This is a genomic window from Methylobacterium sp. J-048, from assembly GCF_022829515.1.
In the GTDB taxonomy this organism is placed as follows: domain Bacteria; phylum Pseudomonadota; class Alphaproteobacteria; order Rhizobiales; family Beijerinckiaceae; genus Methylobacterium.
Map to the genome: position 1 here is coordinate 1 of NZ_JAKSYL010000074.1, position 18512 is coordinate 18512.

An 18512-nucleotide genomic window follows, 5' to 3' on the forward strand; every position below is an offset into this window, starting at 1 on the left:
CCCCGTGCCTCTCAGCTGCCAGGGCACCCGCGAGGCGGCGCGGCTAACGGACGGACAGTCGTACATATGGAATGACCGCAACGTACGTCGAAATGTCGGGCAAGTGGTTCAGCCGCGCGTGGTAGCGGCGGTTGAACGAGATGTGGCGGAACAATCGCAGGATCGAGCCAGCACGGAGCAGACGGGAGTCCTGGAGACGGCGCCGACCCCTGCGCCTATCCTGCCGCCCCGATCGATCCAGGTGCAGGCTCCGATCGAGGTCCGCGGTCGTGCTGCACCGACGATCACCGCTGTGCCCCCGCCCGGACGCGTGGCGACGCTCAACCCGGATCCTGCGCGGCAGGTGGTGTATCGAACGAGCCCGATCACGACGCCCCACGACGCCGGGGGCGTGGTCGCGCCGATCCTGAACCCCGGACCAGCGAAACACGTGCAGTCGCTCAGACGGCCGAAGCCGGCGACAGCGGCCTCGCGAGCCCGAGTGCCGTATCGCGCCTGCGACCGGCAGCGTCACCGCCGCTCAGCGATTCAGAGAAGCGTCCTCCACCATCCATCGGACGAGCTCACCGAAACCCAGGCCCGCATGGGCCGCCATCTCAGGCACAAGGCTCGTCTGGGTCATGCCGGGTTGCGTGTTGACCTCCAGAACCACGAGCAGACCGGTTCCACCCGGTGTGTCGTCGTAGCGAAGGTCGGCACGGCTGACGCCCCGGCAGCCCAGTGCTTGATGCGCCGTTAACGACAGTTCTTGGACACGCTGGTAAACATTTGGTTTAAGTTCGGCCGGCAGCACGTGCACCGAACCCCCCGGGGCGTACTTCGCGTCGTAGTCGTACCACTCCCCCGTGGAGGCCTTCACCTCGATCACCCCGAGGGCCTTGTCGCCCATCACCCCGCAGGTGAGCTCGCGGCCGGCTATGTAAGGTTCTGCAAGGACTTGCTCGCCGAACTTCCACTCCTCGGAGGCGAGGATCTGGGGCGGGTGCGACCGGCCGTCGCGCACGATGATGACCCCGACGGAAGAGCCTTCTGCGATCGGCTTGACCACGTAGGGCGGCGGCAGCGGGTGATTTTTCGCGGCCTCGAAGCGGTTAACGATCCGGCCCGCCGGCACGTCGACCCCTGCAGCGTGCATCACGGTCTTCGCCCGCTCCTTGTTCATGGCGAGCGCCGAGGCGAGCACGCCCGAATGAGTGTAGGGAATCTTCAGGATCTCCAGGAGGCCCTGGATCGTGCCGTCCTCGCCGTCCGGACCGTGCAGGGCGTTGAACGCCACGTCCGGCCGCAGGTCGGTGAGCACCGCGGCGATGTCGGGGCCGACATCGACCCGGGTGACCCGGTACCCCTCGCCTTCGAGCGCCGCGGCGCAGGCCGCGCCGGAGCTGAGCGAGACCTCGCGCTCGGCGGAGGTGCCGCCCAGGAGGACGGCGACGTGCTTGGACATGGTGGGCTCCGGGGAAAGCTGGGTCGAGGATGGGGTCACGCTTGGCCGACCATGCCATGGATCGCGGCGTAGACCGCTGCCGCCGCGTCGGGATGCAGGGCGCCGAGGCGGCGGAGGATTCGGTTGGGTTCGATGCAGGCGATCTTCAGCGGGCGCACCACCGAGGCGACGCCGAGGCCGGCCGCGTCGAGATCCGCGATCGGGAGGTCGCCGGCCAAGCGGGTGTTGCGGGCGCTGGTGATCATCGCGATCCACACATAGCCGGCCTCTGCGACCGCGGTGCCGGACACGACGAGTGCGGGGCGCCGCTTCTCGGCCAGCCGGTCCGAATAGGGGAACGGCACGACCACGATGGTGCCGGCCGGAACATGCGCGGCATCAGAGGTCGGCATAATCTTCGTCGTCGATGGGGCCGCCCCATTCCGTGAACGCCACGAACGGATCCTCGCCCTCCGGCGGAGCCTTGTCGATCTGGATGCCCTCCGGCGTGATCCGGTAGCGCAGACGATCGCCCGGGCCGATGGCGAGATGCGCGCGCACCTCCGCGGGCAGCACGGTCTGACTTTTTACGGAGACCTTCGAGTAGGCGGTGCGGGCGGATTTATCGGGCATCGCTGATACGCCTGCGCCTCGACTTACATCTTACCGGCTTACCATCGTCGAATCCACGCCGATCCGCCGGATCTCCCAGCGCAGCGTGATTCCGCTGGTCTCCCGCACCCGACGCCGGACCTCCTCGCCCAGGCCCTCGATGTCGGCCGCGGTGGCGCCGCCGGTGTTGATCAGGAAGTTGCAGTGCATCGGCGAGACCTGGGCGCCGCCCCGGGTCAGGCCCCGGCAGCCGGCGGCATCGACCAGCTGCCAGGCTTTGCCGCCCTCGGGGTTCGCGAAGGTCGAGCCGCCGGTGCGCTCGCGGATCGGCTGCGCGGCCTCGCGCGCCGCGGTGACCCGCTCCATCTCGGCCTCGATCGCGGCGCGGTCGCCGGGTTTTCCTCGGAACAGGGCGCGCGTGAAGATGACGTCCTCGGTCGCATCGGAATGCCGGTAGGAGAAGCCCATCTCGGCGTGGCTGAAGCGGCGCAGGGCACCGGTCCGGTCGATGCCGTGGGCCTCGATCAGCACGTCTGTGGTCTCGCCGCCATGGGCGCCGGCGTTCATCCGCAGGGCGCCGCCGATCGAGCCCGGGATGCCGCGATAGAAGGCAAGCCCGTCGAGCCCGGCTTCGGCCGCCGCCTTGGCCAGCCGCATGTCCGGCACGGCGGTGCCGACCTGCAGGGTGTCGCCGTCGATTGCGATGCCGCCGAACGCCTTGCCGCCGAGGCGCACCACCACGCCCGGCACCCCGCCATCGCGGACGATCAGGTTGGAGCCGAGGCCGATCACCGTGACCGGCACGTCGGGCTCGAGGACGGCGACGAGCTGCGCGAGATCCTCCTCGTCGGCCGGGGTGAACAGGACTTCCGCCGGCCCACCGACGCGGAACCACGTGAGATCGGCCAGCGGCTGGTCCGCCAGCAGGCGCCCGCGCAAGCCCGGCGCGGCGGCGCGGATACGGTCGTGAAGCGATGCGGTCATGGGATGATCTCCCCTCTCCCCGCACGCGGGGAGAGGGATGCGACGACCCTGTCGTCGTCGCATCGAGGCGGCAGCCGAGGGTGAGGGGGCGGCTCCGACAAAGGCTCGTCCGGAGCCGCCCCCTCACCTTCGCCCTTCGGGCTCGCCGCGCCGACGACGTGGTCGTCGCGGCCCTCTCCCCGCGTGCGGAGAGAGGGGGGCAGCGCGGCCAGGATGGTGTCCAGCACCGCACCGATATTGTCGGCGATCTCGGGATTCCAGAAACGGAGGACGGGTAGCCCTGCGCGGCCAGCCATGCGTCCCGGACGCGATCGCGCGCATTGTCCGCGTGCTGGCTGCCATCGATCTCGACGATGAGATGCGCCTCGCGACAGCAGAAATCCGCGACGTAGCGCCCGATCGATTCCTGGCGCACGAACTTGAAGCCGGCGAGACGTCGGTCGCGCAAGCGATTCCAGAGACGGCGCTCCGCCTCCGTTTGGGATTGGCGCAGATGCCGACGGAATCGCGTGCGTTCCGTCTGGGCCGATCGCATACCTTTTACTTCCCCCGCGCGGCGAGTTCGCCCGGGAGCGCGTAGGCCCACTGCGTGATCGTGCCGGCGCCCAGGCACACGACGTAGTCGCTGGGCTTGGCGAGCTCGGCGACGATGCCGGCCAGCTCCTCGGGCCGGTCCAGGGGGCGGGCGTCGCGGTGGCCGCGCGAGCGCAGGCCCGAAACGAGAGCGTCCCGGTCGATGCCCTCGATCGGCGACTCGCCGGCCGTGTAGACCGGGGCCACGATCACCGTATCGGCGTCGTTGAAGCAGGTGCAGAAATCGTCGAACAGCGAGGCGAGCCGGGTGTAGCGGTGCGGCTGCACCACCGCGATGACGTTGCCGTCGGTCGAGGCCCGGGCGGCCTTGAGCACCGCCTTGATCTCCACCGGATGGTGGCCGTAATCGTCGAAGATCGTCGCGCCGTTCCATTCGCCGGTGCGGGTGAACCGGCGCTTGACCCCGCCGAAGCCCGCGAGCGCCCGGCGGATCGCATCGTGCGAGACGCCGAGCTCGTTGGCCACGGCGAGCGCCGCGGTGGCGTTGAGCGCGTTGTGCTTGCCGGGCATCGGCAGGACCAGGTCCTCCATCTCCATGCGGAAGCCCGGGCGCCGGTCGCGGATCATCACGCGGAAGCGGCTCTGGCCGCCCTTCAGGTCCACGTCGAGCAGGCGCACGTCGGCCTGGGGGTTCTCGCCGTAGGTGATGATCCGCCGGTCCTCGATATGGCCGACCATGTCCTGCACCACCGGATGGTCGGTGCACATCACCGCGAAGCCGTAGAACGGGATGTTGTCGATGAAGCGCCGGAACGCGTCCTTCACGGCCTCGAACGAGCCGAAATGGTCGAGATGCTCGGGATCGATGTTGGTGACGATGGCGACGTCGGCGGGCAGCTTGAGGAAGGTGCCGTCGGATTCATCGGCCTCCACCACCATCCAGTCGCCCTCGCCCATCCGGGCGTTGGTGCCGTAGGCGTTGATGATGCCGCCGTTGATCACGGTCGGGTCGAGGCTGCCGGCGTCGAGCAGGGTCGCGACCAGCGAGGTCGTGGTGGTCTTGCCGTGGGTGCCCGCGATGGCGACGCAGGACTTGAAGCGCATCAGCTCGGCCAGCATCTCGGCGCGGCGGACCACCGGCAGGCGGCGCTCGCGGGCGGCCTGGAGTTCCGGGTTGTCCCGGCGGATCGCCGTGGAGACCACCACCAGGGCGGCCGCGTCGACGTTCTCGGCCTGGTGGCCGACGAAGGTGCGGATGCCCTTCTCGGCCAGCCGGCGGACATTGGCGTTGTCCGAGGCGTCGGAGCCCTGGACCGTGTAGCCGAGGTTGCTCATCACCTCGGCGATGCCGGACATGCCGATGCCGCCGATGCCGATGAAGTGGATGGGGCCGAGCTTGTCGGGCAGCTTCATCTGTCGTCGTACCTTCCGTAAAGTCATGGTTTCAAAAGGTCTGGGACCTTTTGCGGGTACAGGGCGGAGCCCTGCATCGGGCTTTGCCGTGCCCCATCAGGGCTCCGCCCTGACAACCCGCCAAAGGGCTGAGCCCTTTGGAAACCCGATTGCTAACCGCTTCTGGCCGTCTCGACGACGACCTCGGCCAGCCGCTCGGCGGCGTCGTGGATGCCCGCGCTTCTGGCCGCATCGGCCGCCGCGGTCAATTTTGCCGGCGTCTCGAAGCACGCCACCAGCTCGGCGGCGAGGCGATCCGGCGTGAACGCGGTCTGGTTCAGGGCGAGCGCCGCGCCGATCGCGTCGAGGGTCGCGGCGTTGGCAGCTTGGTCCTGGTCGAGGGAGCCGGGCAGCGGCACCAAAATCGACGGCCGGCCGATCGCCGCGAGTTCCGACACCGTCGAGGCGCCCGAGCGTGAGACCACCAAGTGGCTCGCGGCCATACGGGCCGGCAGGTCCTTGAAGAACGGCGCCGCTTCGAGCCCGGCGAGCCCCAGGGCGAGGTAGCGGTTCTGCACCGCGGTCAGGTCCTCGGGGCGGACCTGCTGGATGAGGTGCAGGCGGGCGCGCAAGTCGGCGGGCAGGCGCTCGATCGCCTCGGGCACGACCTCGCCCATGACCCGGGCGCCCTGGCTGCCGCCGAACACCAGGAGCCGCAGGGCGTCGCCGTCGCCAAGCGCCGGATACGGGATCTTGGCCGCCTCGATCACGGCCGGGCGAAGCGGGTTGCCGGTGTGGATGCGGGGCGCGCGCGCCTTGTCGGGCACGCCGCGGACGTCCTTGAAGCCGGTGGCGATGGTGCGGGCGCCCCGGGCCAGGAAGGCGTTGGCCCGGCCCATCACGGCGTTCTGCTCGTGCAGCACCGTCGGCACCCGCAGGATCTGGCCGGCGAGCACCGGCGGCACGGTCGGGTAGCCGCCGAAGCCGACGATCGCGGCCGGGTTGATCCGCCGTATCTCCTTGGCGGCGACGCCGAAGCCGCGGCCCAGCGTCAGCACGGCGCTCGCCCGTTTCAGCGGCGATCGGCCCGAGGGCGTCGCCGAGGCGATGGTGACCACCTCGGAGGCCGGGAACTCGCTCGCGATCGCGTCGACCCGGGCGTCGGTGGCGAGCGCCACCCGGATGCCGCGGGCACGGAGCGCGTGGGCGAGGCTCTCGGCCGGGAACAGGTGCCCGCCGGTGCCGCCCGCGCACAGCAGGATCGTAGGGGTGAAGACCGTCACCGCATCACTCCGGCGACGGTGGCCGAGGCGGTGCCGGGGGGCTTCTGGCTCAGCAGGACGGTGCGCGGGCGCTTGCGGGTCAGGGCGACCAGGAATCCGGTGCCGAGCGCCAGCGAGATCATCGACGAGCCGCCGAAGGAGACGAACGGCAGGGTCATGCCCTTGGCAGGCATCAGCTGGGTGTTCACCGCCATGTTGATGCAGGCCTGGAGCCCGAACAGGGTGGTCAGGCCGGTAATCGCCAGCCGCGAGAACGTGTCGTCGGTGCGCCGGGCGAGCTTGAGGCCGCGCAGCACGATGAAGGCAAACAGGCCCACGAGGCACAGGCAGACGATCACGCCGAACTCCTCGCCGGTGACGGAGAAGATGAAGTCGGTATGTGCGTCCGGAAGGTGGCGCTTGGCCACCCCCTCCCCCGGGCCGGTGCCGAACCAGCCGCCCGAGCGGAACGATTCCCGCGACCAGAAATCCTGGAAGCCGCCGCCGGAATCGCGGTCGAGGAACTTGTTGAAGCGCTCGCGGACGTGATGGAAGAACAGGTAGGCCGCGAACACGCCGCCGAGCCCGAGGACGCCGAGCAGCGCCACCCAGATCAGGTGCAGGCCGGCGACGAAGAACAGCGCGCACCACACCATGGTGATCAGCATGGTCTGGCCGAAATCCGGCTGGAGCAGCAGCGGCACGATGGTGACCGGCAGGAGCAGCATCGCCAGGAAGCCGCCCGGCATGTCGCGGCGCTGCGCGCCTTCCGAGAACGCCCAGGCGGCCACCACCACGAAGGCCGGCTTCACGAATTCCGACGGCTGCAGGCCGATCGGCCCGAACTGGATCCAGCGATGCGCGCCCTTGATCTCCGGGCCGAACTTGCCGGCGAGCAGGCAGAGCGCGACGCCGCAGACCCAGGTGACCAGCGCCAGCCGCCGGACCCCGCGCAGGGACAGGAACGACACCGCGCAGATCAGCAGGATGGTCGGCGCGAGGTACAAAGCCTGCCGGTTGAGGAAGTAGAAGGTCGGCAGGCCGATGCGCTCGGCGACCGGCGGGCCGCCGCCCATCAGGAAGACCAGGCCGGCCACCATCAGCGCGAACAGCGCCGCGAGCAGCCCACGGTCCACCGTCCACCACCAGTCGGTCAGCGGTGTGCGTTCCGCGCGAGAGATCATGCCGGGCACCGAACTCCAGGCCGCGCGGAGGCCGGTCCGCGTGGGTCGGGCCGGATCCTGTGGGGGAATGGTAAACGGAGCCTTATGGCCGGCCGATGCGCGCGAGCCGCCGGCGACGGCATCCGGGCGGAATTACCGTATTCGCCAAGGCTGTACTTTATCGGGCATCATCGAATGTTAATTCGCGGCATGCAACTCTGGCGTGCATCCTCACCAGGATCGGAAAGCGGCTCCTCGAGCGCGCCGCTTTGCTAGCACCGATCCGCACAGCAGAAGCCGACCCGCCATGTTCGCTGCTCTGAAGGCCCGTGAAGCACGCGCCAAGCTGGCCGCCCTCGACCGCGTCCAGGGGATGATCGAGTTCGATCTCGACGGCCGCATCCTATCGGCGAACGGCAACTTCCTCGACGCGGTCGGCTATACCCTGCCGGAGGTGATCGGCCAGCACCACAGCCTGTTCGTCGATCCGGGCTACCGGGACTCCCCGGAGTACCGGGCGTTCTGGGAGCGCCTGCGCGGCGGCGCGTTCGAGACGGGCCAGTTCCGGCGGGTCGGTCGCGGCGGCCGTCCGATCTGGATCGAGGCGTCCTACAACCCGATGCTCGATGCCCGGGGGCGACCCTACAAGGTGGTGAAGTTCGCCACCGACATCACCCGGCAGCGCACCGAGGAGGCCGACCGCGCCAGCCAGATCGCGGCGATCCACAAGGTGCAGGCGGTGATCGCCTTCGACCTCGACGGCATGGTGATCGAGGCCAACGACAATTTCCTCGCCGTGATGGGCTACGGGCGCGACGAGGTGGTCGGGCAGCACCACAGCCTGTTCGTCGAGCCCGGCTACCGGGACAGCGAGGCCTATCGGGCGTTCTGGGCGGCCCTGCGCAACGGCACCTATCAGGCCGCGCAGTTCCGGCGCCTCGGCAAGGACGGGCGCGAGATCTGGATCCAGGCGTCCTACAACCCGATCCTCGACGCCGCCGGCCGGCCCTACAAGGTCGTGAAGTTCGCCACCGACATCACCGAGCAGGTCCGCCTGCTAGCCGATCTCCGGACGCTGATCGACAGCAATTTCGGCGCGATCGAGTACGCGGTCCTTCACTCGACCGACGCCGCCCGCCTCGCCGGGACTGCCGCGGATTCGACCTCCGGCAACGTCCAGACCGTGGCGGCGGCCGCCGAGGAACTCGCCGCCTCCGTCGCCGAGATGTCCCAGAGCATTGTCCGCTCCCAGGGCGCCACCGACACCGCCTATGCCTGCGTGCGGGAGGCGGACGGCCACACCAAGCGCCTCGCCGACAGCGCCACCGCGATGTCCAGCATCGTCGGCCTGATCCAGAGCATCGCCGGCCAGATCAACCTGCTGGCGCTCAACGCCACCATCGAGGCCGCGCGCGCGGGCGAGGCCGGTCGCGGCTTTGCGGTGGTGGCGAGCGAGGTGAAGGCGCTCGCCGACCAGGCGGCCCGCGCCACCGGGCAGATCAACGGCGAGATCGCCAGCGTGCAGCAGGTCTCGCAGGAGGTGGTGGTGGCCCTCGGCTCGATCGGGGCCTCGGTCTCGGTGATGCGCGAGACCGTGGTGTCCACAGCGGCGGCGATCGAGGAGCAGAGCGCGGTGACCCGCGACCTCGCCGAGAGCATGCAGAGCGCCGCCGGCGCGGTCACGGCGATCACCGGCAATATCGGGGCGATCGCCCAGGCTGTCGCCGACGTCTCGCAGGCGGTGGCGACCACCCGGGACGCCGCCAAGGTGCTGGCACGCTGACCGGCCCGAACCCCGCCAAAGGGCTCAGCCCTTTGGCGGGGTTCGGGGGCGGAGCCCCCGAGACATCCCAGGGCTCTGCCCTGGACCCGCAAAAGGTCACCGACCTTTTGAAACCCTGACGATCGATGCCCTCAGGGCAATGCTTGCACCAGCTCCCGGAACCGGTCGCCGCGGATCTCGAAATTGCGGAACTGGTCGTAGGAGGCGCAGGCCGGCGAGAGCAGCACCACCGGCTCCGGGGCACCGGAGGCGGCGGCGTTCTCGGCGGCCTTGGGCACCGCGACCTCCAGGGTCTCGCAGCGGGTATAGGGCACGACGCCTTCGAGCGTCGCCGCGAAGGCATCCGAGGCCGCGCCGATCAGGTAGGCGTGGGCGACCCGCTGAAAATACGGCACCAGCGGAAAGATCCCGCCCTCCTTGGCCTTGCCGCCGAGGATCCAGTGGATGTCCCGGAAGGCGGTGAGCGCCTTCTCGGTGGAATCCGCGTTGGTCGCCTTGGAATCGTTGACGAACAGCACGGCGCCGCGCCGTCCGACCTCCTCCATCCGGTGCGGCAGCCCCGGGAAGGACGACAGGCCGGCCTGGATTTCTTCGCCGGTGAGGCCGAGGGCTCGGGCGACCACCACCGCCACGGCGGCGTTCTGCCAGTTGTGGGCGCCGCGCAGCGAGCCAATGCCGGTGACGTCGGCCATGGCCGTGCCGTCGGGATCGCGAACGAGGCCGTCGCGCACCGTCAGGGCGTCGGTGCAGAGCGCGTCGCCGGTGGGCACGTGGACCCGCACGAGGTCGCCCGTGCGCCGCTCGGCGATCGCCCGGCTCGGGCCGTCGTCGATGCCGACCACCGCCAGCCCGGCGCCGGCGATCAGGCGCTCCTTGATGGCGGCGTACTGCTCCATGGTGCCGTGGCGGTCGAGATGGTCCGGCGTGATGTTCATCAGCACGCCGACCGTCGGGTCGAGGCTGGGCGTCAGATCGATCTGGAACGACGACATCTCGATCACGTGGACGCGGCCGGCATCCGGCGGCTCCAGCGACAGGATCGCGGTGCCGATATTGCCGCCCATCTGGACGTCACGCCCGGCCTGGGCCAGCACGTGGGCGATCAGCGCCGTGGTGGTCGACTTGCCGTTGGTGCCGGTGATCGCCACGAAGGGCGCCTGGGGCGCCCGCGACCGGCGCTCCCGGCAGAACAGCTCGATATCGCCGATGATCTCGGTGCCGGCGTCCCGGGCGAGCCGGACGGTCCAGTGCGGCTCCGGATGGGTCAGGGGTACGCCTGGGCTGAGCACCAGGGCCTTGAGGCCGGACCAGTCGGCCTCGCGCAGATCCTGCGTGCCGATACCCGAATCCTGCGCACGCGCGACGCTGCCGGCATTGTCGTCCCAGGCGATCACCTCGGCGCCGCCGGCCTTCAGCGCATTGGCCGTAGCCAGCCCCGAGCCGCCGAGCCCGAACAGGGCGACCTTCTGGCCCGCGAAGACGGTGACGGGTGTCATGGGAAACTCAATTCAACGTGGGAACATCGCCGATCCCACCCAACCCCCTCATCTTGAGCTGCCCGAACCAGCGGGCTTTGACGGAGCCCTCCAGGGATCGCGCGGCCGGCTGGAGGGCTCCTTCGAGGCGCCCGCGTCGCGGCCGCACCTCAGGATGAGGGCCTGAGTGGGATCAACCATCTCGGCCGGGAGGTTAGCACAGAATTTCAGCGCAGCTTCAGGGTCGCCAGGCCGGCGAGCGCCAGGATCACCGCGATGATCCAGAACCGGATCACGACCTGCGGCTCCTTCCAGCCCTTCTGCTCGAAATGGTGGTGGATCGGCGCCATCCGGAAGACGCGCTTGCCGGTGAGCTTGAACGAGGCGACCTGGATGATCACCGACATCATCTCCAGCACGAACAGGCCGCCGACGATCGCCAGGACGATCTCGTGCTTGGTCGCGACCGCGATGGTGCCGAGCAGGCCGCCCAGCGCCAGGGAGCCGGTGTCGCCCATGAAGATCTGCGCCGGCGGTGCGTTGAACCACAGGAAGCCGAGGCCGGCGCCGATCACCGCGCCGCAGACCACCGCGAGCTCGCCGCTGTCGCGGACGTAGTTCACCTGGAGGTAGCTCGCGGTGAACGAGTTGCCGACGAGATACGCGATGATCCCGAAGGTGCCGCAGGCGATCATCACCGGCACGATCGCCAGGCCGTCGAGGCCATCGGTCATGTTCACGGAATTGCCGGCGCCGACGATCACGAACGCCCCGAACAGGGCGTAGAACCAGCCGAGGTTCAACAGCGCATCCTTGAACACCGGGAAGGCCAGCTGGTTCTGGAGCGCGGCGGGCGAGTAGACCGAGATGATCGTGCAGGCCGCGATGGCGATCATCGCTTCCAGCGACAGCCGGAACTTGCCGGAAAAGCCCTTGTGCGACTGCTTCGTCACCTTGAGGTAGTCGTCGTAGAAGCCGATCGCCCCGAAGCCGAGGGTGACGGTCAGGGTCACCCAGACGTAGTGATTGCGCGGGTTGGCCCAGAGCAGGATCGCCACGACGGCGCCCGCCAGGATCATCAGGCCGCCCATGGTCGGCGTGCCGCGCTTGGTCAGCAGGTGGGTCTGCGGGCCGTCCTCGCGGATCGGCTGGCCCTTGCCCTGGCGCAGGCGCAGCAGGGAGATGATCCACGGCCCGAACCAGAACACGAACAGGCCCGCCGTGAACAGCGCGCCGCCGGTGCGGAAGGTGATGTAGCGGAAGACGTTGAGCGGCGAGAATGTGCCGCTCAGTTCCGAGAGAAGGTACAGCATCCGGGCGCTCGGCCCCTTTGTTCAGGCGCGGGTTTCAGGGGGCGGCACCGATCGTCGCGAACGCTCGGGCGTGCCGATCATGAGGCGGATCACGGGGCGGCGGCCGTTCCGCGCCGCGCCGGGTCGATCGCGTAGCGGGCTTTCAGCACATCGACAATCCGCCCCATGCGGCTGCCATTCGATCCCTTGACCATCACGGCATCGCCGGACCGGAGGTTGCGGGTCAGCGGCTCGATCAGGTCGGCGGCGGTGTCGGCGACGCCGCCGCGGCGGCTCACCGGCAGCGCCTCGAACAGGTTGCGCATCAGCGGCCCGGAGGCGAAGACCAGGTCGATCCGGGCGGCCTCGATCGCCTCGGCGAGGCCGCGATGCAAGTCCGGCGAGGCCGCGCCCAGCTCCAGCATGTCGCCGAGCACCGCGATGCGGCGGCCGCGCGGGCCGGTCTCGATGCCGGAGAGCGTCGCGATCGCCGCCCGGACCGAGGCCGGGTTGGCGTTGTAGCTCTCGTCGACCAAGTAAGCGGTGCCGCCTTCGATCTCGAGGGCAGTGCGCTCGCCGCGCCCGACCGGCGGACTCAAACCCGCCAGCGACAGGGCCGCCTCGGCGAGATCGGCACCCAGCGCGTGGATGACGGCCATCACGCCGAGGGAGTTCAGGGCTGCGTGCCGCCCGGCGGTGCCGAGCTTGTAGGTCACGGGCTGGCCCATCACCGCGGCGTCGACCACCGACAGGTCGGGGCGCAGCACGATTGTTTGCGCCCTCACGTCGGCCTCCGGATGCTCGCCGAAGCTGACGACCCGGCCGGCGCGGGACGCCCGTGCGTGGGCGAGCAGGCGCTCGAAATGCGCGCTGTCGCGATTGATGATCGCCACGCCCCCGGGCTCGAGGCCCGAAAAGATCTCGCCCTTGGCGTCGGCGATCGCCGAAACGGAAGCGAAATGCTCGATATGCACCGGCTCGACCGTGGTGATCAGCGCGATGTCGGGGCGGACCTGGGCGGTCAGCGGCACGATCTCGGCCGGGTGGTTCATGCCGATCTCGAACACGCCGTAGCGGGTGGCTTGCGGCATGCGGGCGAGCGTCAGGGGTACGCCCCAATGGTTGTTGTACGAGGCCGCCGAGGCGTGGGTCTCGCCCTGCGCGGCCAGCACGTGGCGCAGGGCCTCCTTGGTCCCGGTCTTGCCGACCGAGCCGGTCACCGCCACGACCTGGGCGTCCGTGCGCGCCCGGGCGGCCTCGCCGAGACGGGTCATCGCGGTCAGGACCGGGTCGGCGCCAACTTTCGGGACCGCCAGAACGGGGCCGTGCGCGGACAAGTCGGCGGCCCGGGCCTCACTCACCACCGCGGCGCCGGCGCCGCGCCCGAGGGCGTCGGCGACGAAGTCGTGGCCGTCGCGGGCCTCGCCCCTTATCGCGAAGAACAGGTCGCCCGGCTGGAGCGTGCGGGTGTCGATCGAGGCGCCGCCGATCGGGCGGCGCTCGCCGATCAGGCGCCCGCCGGTGGCGGCCTCCAAGTCGTCTCGGGTCCAGAGTGCGGTCATGGTCAGCCCCCGGTCACCATCCGGCCGCGCCATCAGCGCGCCGCCTCGGCGATGGCGGCGCGCAGGACCTCGTGGTCCGAGAACGGCAGGGTCCGATCTCCCACGATCTGGCCGGTTTCATGACCTTTGCCGGCGACCACCAGCACGTCGCCGGGTCCGAGGCGCCGCACGGCTTCATGGATCGCCGCGGCCCGGTCGCCGATTTCCTCAGCTTTCGCAGAAGCTTCGAGGATGGCCCGCCGGATCGTCGAAGGATCCTCGGTGCGCGGGTTGTCGTCGGTGACGATCACGACATCGGCCAGACGATCGGCGATCGCGCCCATGAGCGGGCGCTTGCCCCGATCGCGGTCGCCGCCGCAGCCGAACACCACCACGAGGCGTCCCGACGCGAACGGCCGCAATGCGGTCAGCACGCTCTCCAAAGCCTCGGGCTTGTGCGCATAATCCACCAGGCATAGGCCGCCCCGCGCCTCGCCGACCCGTTCCATCCGGCCCGGCACGCCGGTGAGGTGGTCGAGGGCGGCGAACACACCGGCGGGATCGGCGGCGCCGGCCGGGGTCGCGAGCGCCAGCCCGGCCGCCACCAGGGCGTTCGCGACCTGGAAATCACCGACCAGCGGAAGATGCACCGTCCGGGTCACGCCGTCATGCAGGAGCGTCACGGCTTGCGCGAAGCCCTCGGTCAGCGCCGAGACGAGGCGGATCTCCGTTCCCGCGCGCCCGACCGTGCGGACCGGCCGGCCTGCGCCCTCGGAAGCCGCGATCACCTGATCCGCATAGGCCCCGTCCACGTTGACGATCGCCGGGCTGCCTTTCGGCAGCAGGTCGGTGAACAGGCGCAGCTTGGCCGCGAGGTAGTCCTCGATGCTCGCGTGGTAGTCGAGATGGTCGCGGCCGAGATTGGTGAAGCCCGCCGCGGTGAGCCGCACGCCGTCGAGGCGGCGCTGCTCGATCCCGTGGGAGGACGCCTCCATGGCGAGCTCCGTGACGCCGTCGCGGGCGAGCCGCGCCAGGGTCTGGTGCAGCGTCACCGGATCGGGGGTGGTGAGCGAGCCGTATTCCGCGCCGCGATTGGTGACGATCCCGACGGTGCCGAGGCTCGCGGCGTCGCGGCCCAGCCGGGACAGGATCTGGCGCACGAAATCGGCGACCGAACTTTTTCCCGCCGTGCCGGTCACGGCGACCACGGTTCCCGGCTGCGCCCCGGCGAGCCGGGCTGCGGCCAGCGCCAGCGCCCGGCGGGCATCGGAAACCGCGATCCAGGCGACGTCCTCGGGCAAGTCGGCGGGGCGCTCGCCCTCCCCGGCCACCGCGACCGCGCCGCGTCCGGCAGCCTGCGCGGCGAACAGGCGGCCGTCGGCCTGGGTGCCCGGCACCGCGACAAACACGCCGCCCGGCGCGACCTTTCGGCTGTCGGCGGTCAGCGCCGACACCGTCAGGTCGGCGGCCGGGCCGGCGGCCTCCGGGAAGAGATCGGCGAGGCGGCCGCTCACGGGCCGCCCAGCTGGTTGACGTGGTAGGCGTTGAGCTTGACCATCTGGGGGAACGGTCGCACCGGCGGCTCGAATTGCGGCGGCAGGCCGAGGATCGGGGCGACCCGCTCGATCACCTTGCCGGTGACCACACCCGAGTTCCACGCCGCGGTCGCGTAGCCGCCCGATTCCGGCAGGCCCTGCGGCTCGTCCATGATCGTCACGAACAGATACTTCGGGTCGTTCATCGGCGCCGCCGCCATGAAGGTGGTGAACAGGCGGTTGTGGATGTAGCGCCCGCCGATCACCTTCTCGGCCGTGCCGGTCTTGCCGCCGACGAAGTAGTACGGGATCGCCGCCTTCTTGGCCGAGCCCTCGGCGGCGTTGAGGCGCATGATGTAGCGCATCGCCTCGGAGGTCTGGCCGGAGAGAACGTGCGTGGCGCGGGCCTTGTCGTCGGGGGCCGCCTTCAGGAAGGTCGGGGTGATCAGGTCGCCGCCGTTGGCGATCGCCGCCACTGCGGCGGCCGCCTGGATCGGCGCCACCGCGATGCCGTGGCCGAACGCGATGGTGATCGTGTTGATCTCGCTCCAGCGGGACGGGACGATCGGGGCCGCGCTCTCGGGCAGCTCGGTCCGCAGCCGGTCGAGCAGGCCCATCTTCTTCAGGAACGCCTTGTGGCCGGGGACGCCGACACCAAGCGCCATCTTGGCCGAGCCGATGTTGGAGGAGTGGGTGAACACCTCCGGCATGGTGATGAGCCGGTTGGTGCCGTGATACTCGTGGATCTTCTGACGGCCCCAGTTCAGCACGCCGCCGCGGGTGTCGAAGGTCGAGTTGACGTTGTACTTGCCGGAATCGAGCGCCATGGCCAGCGTCATCGCCTTGAAGGTCGAGCCCATCTCGTAGACGCCGACATTCATGCGGTTGATCCGGTCGGGCGAGAGCGCGTCCTTCGGGTCGTTCGGATCGAAATCCGGCATCGAGACCAGGGCGATGACCTCGCCGGTCTTGACGTCGAGGATCATCGAGGCGCCGGCCTTGGCCTTGAAGTGGTCGATGCCCCAAGCCAGCTCGTCGCGCACCGCGAACTGGGCGCGCAGGTCGATGGACAGCTGCACCGGCTTCAGGTCGGCCTGCTTGTTGACCAGCCCGAAGCTGTTGAGCGCCTGCAGGCCGGTGGAATCGATGTACTTCTCCATGCCGGCGATGCCGACACCGTCCAGGTTGGTCGCCCCGAGGATGTGGGCGGCGGCGGTGCCGTTCGGGTAGACCCGCTTGTGGTCGGGCAGGAAGCCGATGCCCGGGATGCCGAGCCGATGCACCTCGGCCTGCTGCTTCGGCGTCAGCTCGCGCTTTACCCAGACGAAGCCCGCGCCCTTCTTGTCCTTGCGCGACGACAGCTTGGCGCGCAGCTCCGAGGCGTTGAGTTCCGGCAGGACCGCGGTGAGCAGCTCCACCGCCTCGTCCTTGTCGTAGATGTTGCCGGGCTCGGCGAAGACCGAGACGGTGCGGATGTCGGTGGCCAGGATCTCGCCGTTGCGGTCGACGATGTCGGGCCGGAACGCCGTCGAGGACGCGGCCGCCACCCGGTGCTCCTGGCTCGGCGGCTCGCCGAACACCGCCATCATCAGGAGCTTCGTCGAGATCGTCCCAAACACCGCGACGAAGACCAGCCCGACCAGGGCGACGCGCATGTGCGAGCGCTCGATGGCGAGCCGGAACATGCTGCGCACGAACGCCTTGGCGCGGGCGGCGCGTAGGTCCGGCGTCAGGGCCCGGGCGGCGGCCTCGAGCGCGGCCGCATCCTGCGCCGACACGGCGTAATGCTCCGGTGCATCGGTCTCCGGGACCTGGGGCTCCGAGATCTGCGCCTCGGCTGCCACGGCTCTGGTCTGGTCGGCGTCTTCGGACACGGGTGATTACCTCGAAGCGGTATTCGGGGTGCGGGTCGTGGTGACGGTGCGGGTAATCGCGCCGGTGGTGCGCGGCTCGATCCCGCCCTTGTCCTTGGGCGTCGCGGTCGCGGCGAGCAGCCGGCCGATCTCGTCGCCGCGCTCCGGGCGGGCGGGCAGGTCCGACAGGCGGGCCAGGTGGCTGGTGCCGATCGGCTCCAGGGCGAGGTGCTTGTCCACCGCCGCCTGCAGCCGGTCCGGCCGGGTCAGCAACTGCCACTCGGCGCGCAGCACCGCGATCGCCTGCCGCTCCTTGTGCAAGGCGGTCTGCAGCTTGGAGACCTGACCGCCCTGGTAGAGCGTGTCGTACTTGATCGAGTAGGCGTAGATCGCCGAGGCCACGAGGCCGGCGACCGCCAGGAGGTTCAGCAGGCGGATCATCGGCGATGGCCCCCGCGGGCGGCTTCGGGCAGGCCCGCCAGCGCGTGGAGCGCGGCGAGCGGTTCGGGCGTCTCGGATTCGGTACGCTCTCCGGCCCGGAGCTTGGCCGAGCGGGCGCGCGGGTTGCGGGCGATCTCGGCCTCACCCGGCAGGACCGGCCCCTTGGTGACGAGACGGAAGCTGCGGATCGTCTCGGCTTGGCCGCCGGGCAGGTGGCGCGAGCCTTGGGCGGAGCGGCCGCTGCGGGCCGCGAAGAACTGCTTGACGATGCGGTCTTCGAGCGAATGGAACGTCACCACGGCGAGCCGTCCGCCCGGGCCCAAGACCCGCTCGGCGGCGTGGAGCGCGCGGACCAACTCGCCGAGCTCGTCGTTAACGGCGATCCGCAGGCCCTGGAACGTCCGGGTCGCCGGGTGGATGTGGCTGCCGGGCTCGGCCCAGACCACGCTGGCCACCAGCTCGGCGAGCTGGGCGGTGGTCTCGATCCGGCCGCGGCGGCGGGCCTCGTGGATGGTCCGGGCCACGGCCCGCGAGCGCCGCTCCTCGCCGTAATGATAGATGATGTCGGCGAGCGCGGTCTCGTCGGCCTCGTTGACGAGGTCGGCGGCGCTCGGGCCGTCCTTGCCCATGCGCATGTCGAGGGGGCCGTCGTTGCGGAACGAGAAACCCCGCTCCGGCGTGTCGATCTGCATCGACGAGACGCCGATATCGAGCACGATCCGGTCCGCCCGTGCCTCGCCGGCCTCGGTGAGCAGCGCGTCGAGATCGCCGAACCGGCCGGACACGAGGCGCAGGCGTCCGCCGCTCTCGCCGACCAGAGCCTGGCCGTTGGCGATCGCCTCCGGATCGCGGTCGATGGCGATCATCCGCAGGGCCGGATCGGCCGCCAGCAGCGCGCGGGTGTAGCCGCCGGCCCCGAAGGTGCCGTCGACGGCCAGGCCGCCGTCGAGCTTGAGCGACTCGACGACCTCGTCGAGCAGCACCGGCACGTGGGGCTGGGTGGAGACGGCGCCATCGCAGCGCGCGGCGGCCGCGACCTCGGCCGGGGGGCGGCGCCGGATCATGCGCGCCTCGCCGGGCCGGTGCGGGGACAGTCGGGGTTTCTGCGCGATCCGGGAAGTCCGGCGCGGGTGCGGCTCGTGCGTCTCATGGTGCCCTGTGCCGGGCCGCGCGAGCGCGGCGCGCGTGACGGGAACGGCACCGGATGCAGAGCGCGCGAAAC

General features: G+C 70.3%; 15 protein-coding genes and 1 pseudogene. 1 reads left to right on the top strand and 15 read right to left on the bottom strand.

Annotation, left to right across the window (positions count from 1 at the left end; translation table 11 throughout):
* Nucleotides 1-520: 520 nt before the first annotated feature.
* The 8 genes and pseudogenes from MKL09_RS04045 to MKL09_RS04080 form a co-directional block, all read right to left on the bottom strand.
* Entirely contained in the window at nucleotides 521-1444 is a 924-nt protein-coding gene (locus MKL09_RS04045) for a D-alanine--D-alanine ligase (protein ID WP_244018184.1), read from the bottom strand.
* A 35-nt stretch (nucleotides 1445-1479) separates the two neighbouring features.
* Nucleotides 1480-1836, bottom strand: coding sequence for a type II toxin-antitoxin system PemK/MazF family toxin (locus tag MKL09_RS04050; RefSeq protein ID WP_244018186.1), 357 nt, complete (start codon nucleotides 1834-1836; stop codon nucleotides 1480-1482).
* Nucleotides 1823-2056, bottom strand: coding sequence for an AbrB/MazE/SpoVT family DNA-binding domain-containing protein (locus MKL09_RS04055; RefSeq protein ID WP_244018188.1), 234 nt, complete (start codon nucleotides 2054-2056; stop codon nucleotides 1823-1825). The genes MKL09_RS04050 and MKL09_RS04055 overlap by 14 nt, the downstream gene beginning before the upstream one ends.
* A 30-nt stretch (nucleotides 2057-2086) precedes the next feature.
* Nucleotides 2087-3019, bottom strand: a complete 933-nt coding sequence (murB, locus tag MKL09_RS04060; protein WP_244018190.1) for a UDP-N-acetylmuramate dehydrogenase — start codon at nucleotides 3017-3019, stop codon at nucleotides 2087-2089.
* 334 nt (nucleotides 3020-3353) lie between these two features.
* A pseudogene (locus MKL09_RS04065) lies at nucleotides 3354-3554 on the bottom strand (DUF559 domain-containing protein); the annotation flags it as partial.
* A 5-nt stretch (nucleotides 3555-3559) separates the two neighbouring features.
* A complete protein-coding gene (murC, locus tag MKL09_RS04070) occupies nucleotides 3560-4966 on the bottom strand; it encodes a UDP-N-acetylmuramate--L-alanine ligase (protein ID WP_244018192.1) in 1407 nt (468 codons plus the stop codon).
* A 152-nt stretch (nucleotides 4967-5118) separates the two neighbouring features.
* The gene (gene murG / locus MKL09_RS04075; RefSeq protein ID WP_244018194.1) at nucleotides 5119-6228 is read right to left on the bottom strand and encodes an undecaprenyldiphospho-muramoylpentapeptide beta-N-acetylglucosaminyltransferase; all 1110 of its coding nucleotides are present in this window, start codon (nucleotides 6226-6228) and stop codon (nucleotides 5119-5121) included.
* Entirely contained in the window at nucleotides 6225-7391 is a 1167-nt protein-coding gene (locus MKL09_RS04080; RefSeq protein ID WP_243945485.1) for an FtsW/RodA/SpoVE family cell cycle protein, read from the bottom strand. The genes murG and MKL09_RS04080 overlap by 4 nt, the downstream gene beginning before the upstream one ends.
* Before the next feature lie 286 nt (nucleotides 7392-7677).
* Here MKL09_RS04080 and MKL09_RS04085 point away from each other — a divergent pair, with 286 nt between their 5' ends.
* Nucleotides 7678-9153, top strand: a complete 1476-nt coding sequence (locus tag MKL09_RS04085) for a PAS domain S-box protein (protein ID WP_244018196.1) — start codon at nucleotides 7678-7680, stop codon at nucleotides 9151-9153.
* 131 nt (nucleotides 9154-9284) lie between these two features.
* Here MKL09_RS04085 and murD read toward each other — a convergent pair whose 3' ends face one another.
* From murD to rsmH, 7 genes are all read right to left on the bottom strand, one after another.
* Nucleotides 9285-10649, bottom strand: a complete 1365-nt coding sequence (gene murD / locus MKL09_RS04090) for a UDP-N-acetylmuramoyl-L-alanine--D-glutamate ligase (RefSeq protein ID WP_244018198.1) — start codon at nucleotides 10647-10649, stop codon at nucleotides 9285-9287.
* Nucleotides 10650-10855: 206 nt separating this feature from the next.
* Nucleotides 10856-11941 (bottom strand): phospho-N-acetylmuramoyl-pentapeptide-transferase, encoded by a 1086-nt coding sequence (mraY, locus tag MKL09_RS04095; protein WP_243968696.1) that lies wholly within the window; start codon nucleotides 11939-11941, stop codon nucleotides 10856-10858.
* A gap of 89 nt (nucleotides 11942-12030) precedes the next feature.
* The gene (locus MKL09_RS04100; protein WP_244018260.1) at nucleotides 12031-13482 is read right to left on the bottom strand and encodes a UDP-N-acetylmuramoylalanyl-D-glutamyl-2,6-diaminopimelate--D-alanyl-D-alanine ligase; all 1452 of its coding nucleotides are present in this window, start codon (nucleotides 13480-13482) and stop codon (nucleotides 12031-12033) included.
* Nucleotides 13483-13514: 32 nt separating this feature from the next.
* Entirely contained in the window at nucleotides 13515-14975 is a 1461-nt protein-coding gene (locus tag MKL09_RS04105; protein WP_244018200.1) for a UDP-N-acetylmuramoyl-L-alanyl-D-glutamate--2,6-diaminopimelate ligase, read from the bottom strand.
* A complete protein-coding gene (locus MKL09_RS04110) occupies nucleotides 14972-16729 on the bottom strand; it encodes a penicillin-binding protein 2 (protein ID WP_279605672.1) in 1758 nt (585 codons plus the stop codon). The genes MKL09_RS04105 and MKL09_RS04110 overlap by 4 nt, the downstream gene beginning before the upstream one ends.
* A 147-nt stretch (nucleotides 16730-16876) precedes the next feature.
* Nucleotides 16877-17290 carry a hypothetical protein gene (locus MKL09_RS04115; protein WP_058194188.1) on the bottom strand — a complete coding sequence of 138 codons (414 nt, stop codon included), beginning with the start codon at nucleotides 17288-17290 and terminating at the stop codon, nucleotides 16877-16879.
* Nucleotides 17287-18354: a 16S rRNA (cytosine(1402)-N(4))-methyltransferase RsmH gene (gene rsmH, locus MKL09_RS04120; RefSeq protein ID WP_244018204.1), complete on the bottom strand. Its 1068-nt coding sequence runs from the start codon at nucleotides 18352-18354 to the stop codon at nucleotides 17287-17289. Before rsmH ends, MKL09_RS04115 begins: the two co-directional genes overlap by 4 nt.
* Nucleotides 18355-18512: the final 158 nt, after the last annotated feature.

Excerpts from the sequence above, each read along its gene's own strand:
- MKL09_RS04045 (WP_244018184.1), bottom strand. The coding sequence starts at position 1,444 with ATGTCCAAGCACGTCGCCGTCCTCCTGGGCGGCACCTCCGCCGAGCGC.
- MKL09_RS04050 (WP_244018186.1), bottom strand. The coding sequence starts at position 1,836 with ATGCCGACCTCTGATGCCGCGCATGTTCCGGCCGGCACCATCGTGGTC.
- MKL09_RS04055 (WP_244018188.1), bottom strand. The coding sequence starts at position 2,056 with ATGCCCGATAAATCCGCCCGCACCGCCTACTCGAAGGTCTCCGTAAAA.
- murB (WP_244018190.1), bottom strand. The coding sequence starts at position 3,019 with ATGACCGCATCGCTTCACGACCGTATCCGCGCCGCCGCGCCGGGCTTG.
- murC (WP_244018192.1), bottom strand. The coding sequence starts at position 4,966 with ATGAAGCTGCCCGACAAGCTCGGCCCCATCCACTTCATCGGCATCGGC.
- MKL09_RS04080 (WP_243945485.1), bottom strand. The coding sequence starts at position 7,391 with ATGATCTCTCGCGCGGAACGCACACCGCTGACCGACTGGTGGTGGACG.
- MKL09_RS04085 (WP_244018196.1), top strand. The coding sequence starts at position 7,678 with ATGTTCGCTGCTCTGAAGGCCCGTGAAGCACGCGCCAAGCTGGCCGCC.
- murD (WP_244018198.1), bottom strand. The coding sequence starts at position 10,649 with ATGACACCCGTCACCGTCTTCGCGGGCCAGAAGGTCGCCCTGTTCGGG.
- mraY (WP_243968696.1), bottom strand. The coding sequence starts at position 11,941 with ATGCTGTACCTTCTCTCGGAACTGAGCGGCACATTCTCGCCGCTCAAC.
- MKL09_RS04100 (WP_244018260.1), bottom strand. The coding sequence starts at position 13,482 with ATGACCGCACTCTGGACCCGAGACGACTTGGAGGCCGCCACCGGCGGG.
- MKL09_RS04115 (WP_058194188.1), bottom strand. The coding sequence starts at position 17,290 with ATGATCCGCCTGCTGAACCTCCTGGCGGTCGCCGGCCTCGTGGCCTCG.
- rsmH (WP_244018204.1), bottom strand. The coding sequence starts at position 18,354 with ATGATCCGGCGCCGCCCCCCGGCCGAGGTCGCGGCCGCCGCGCGCTGC.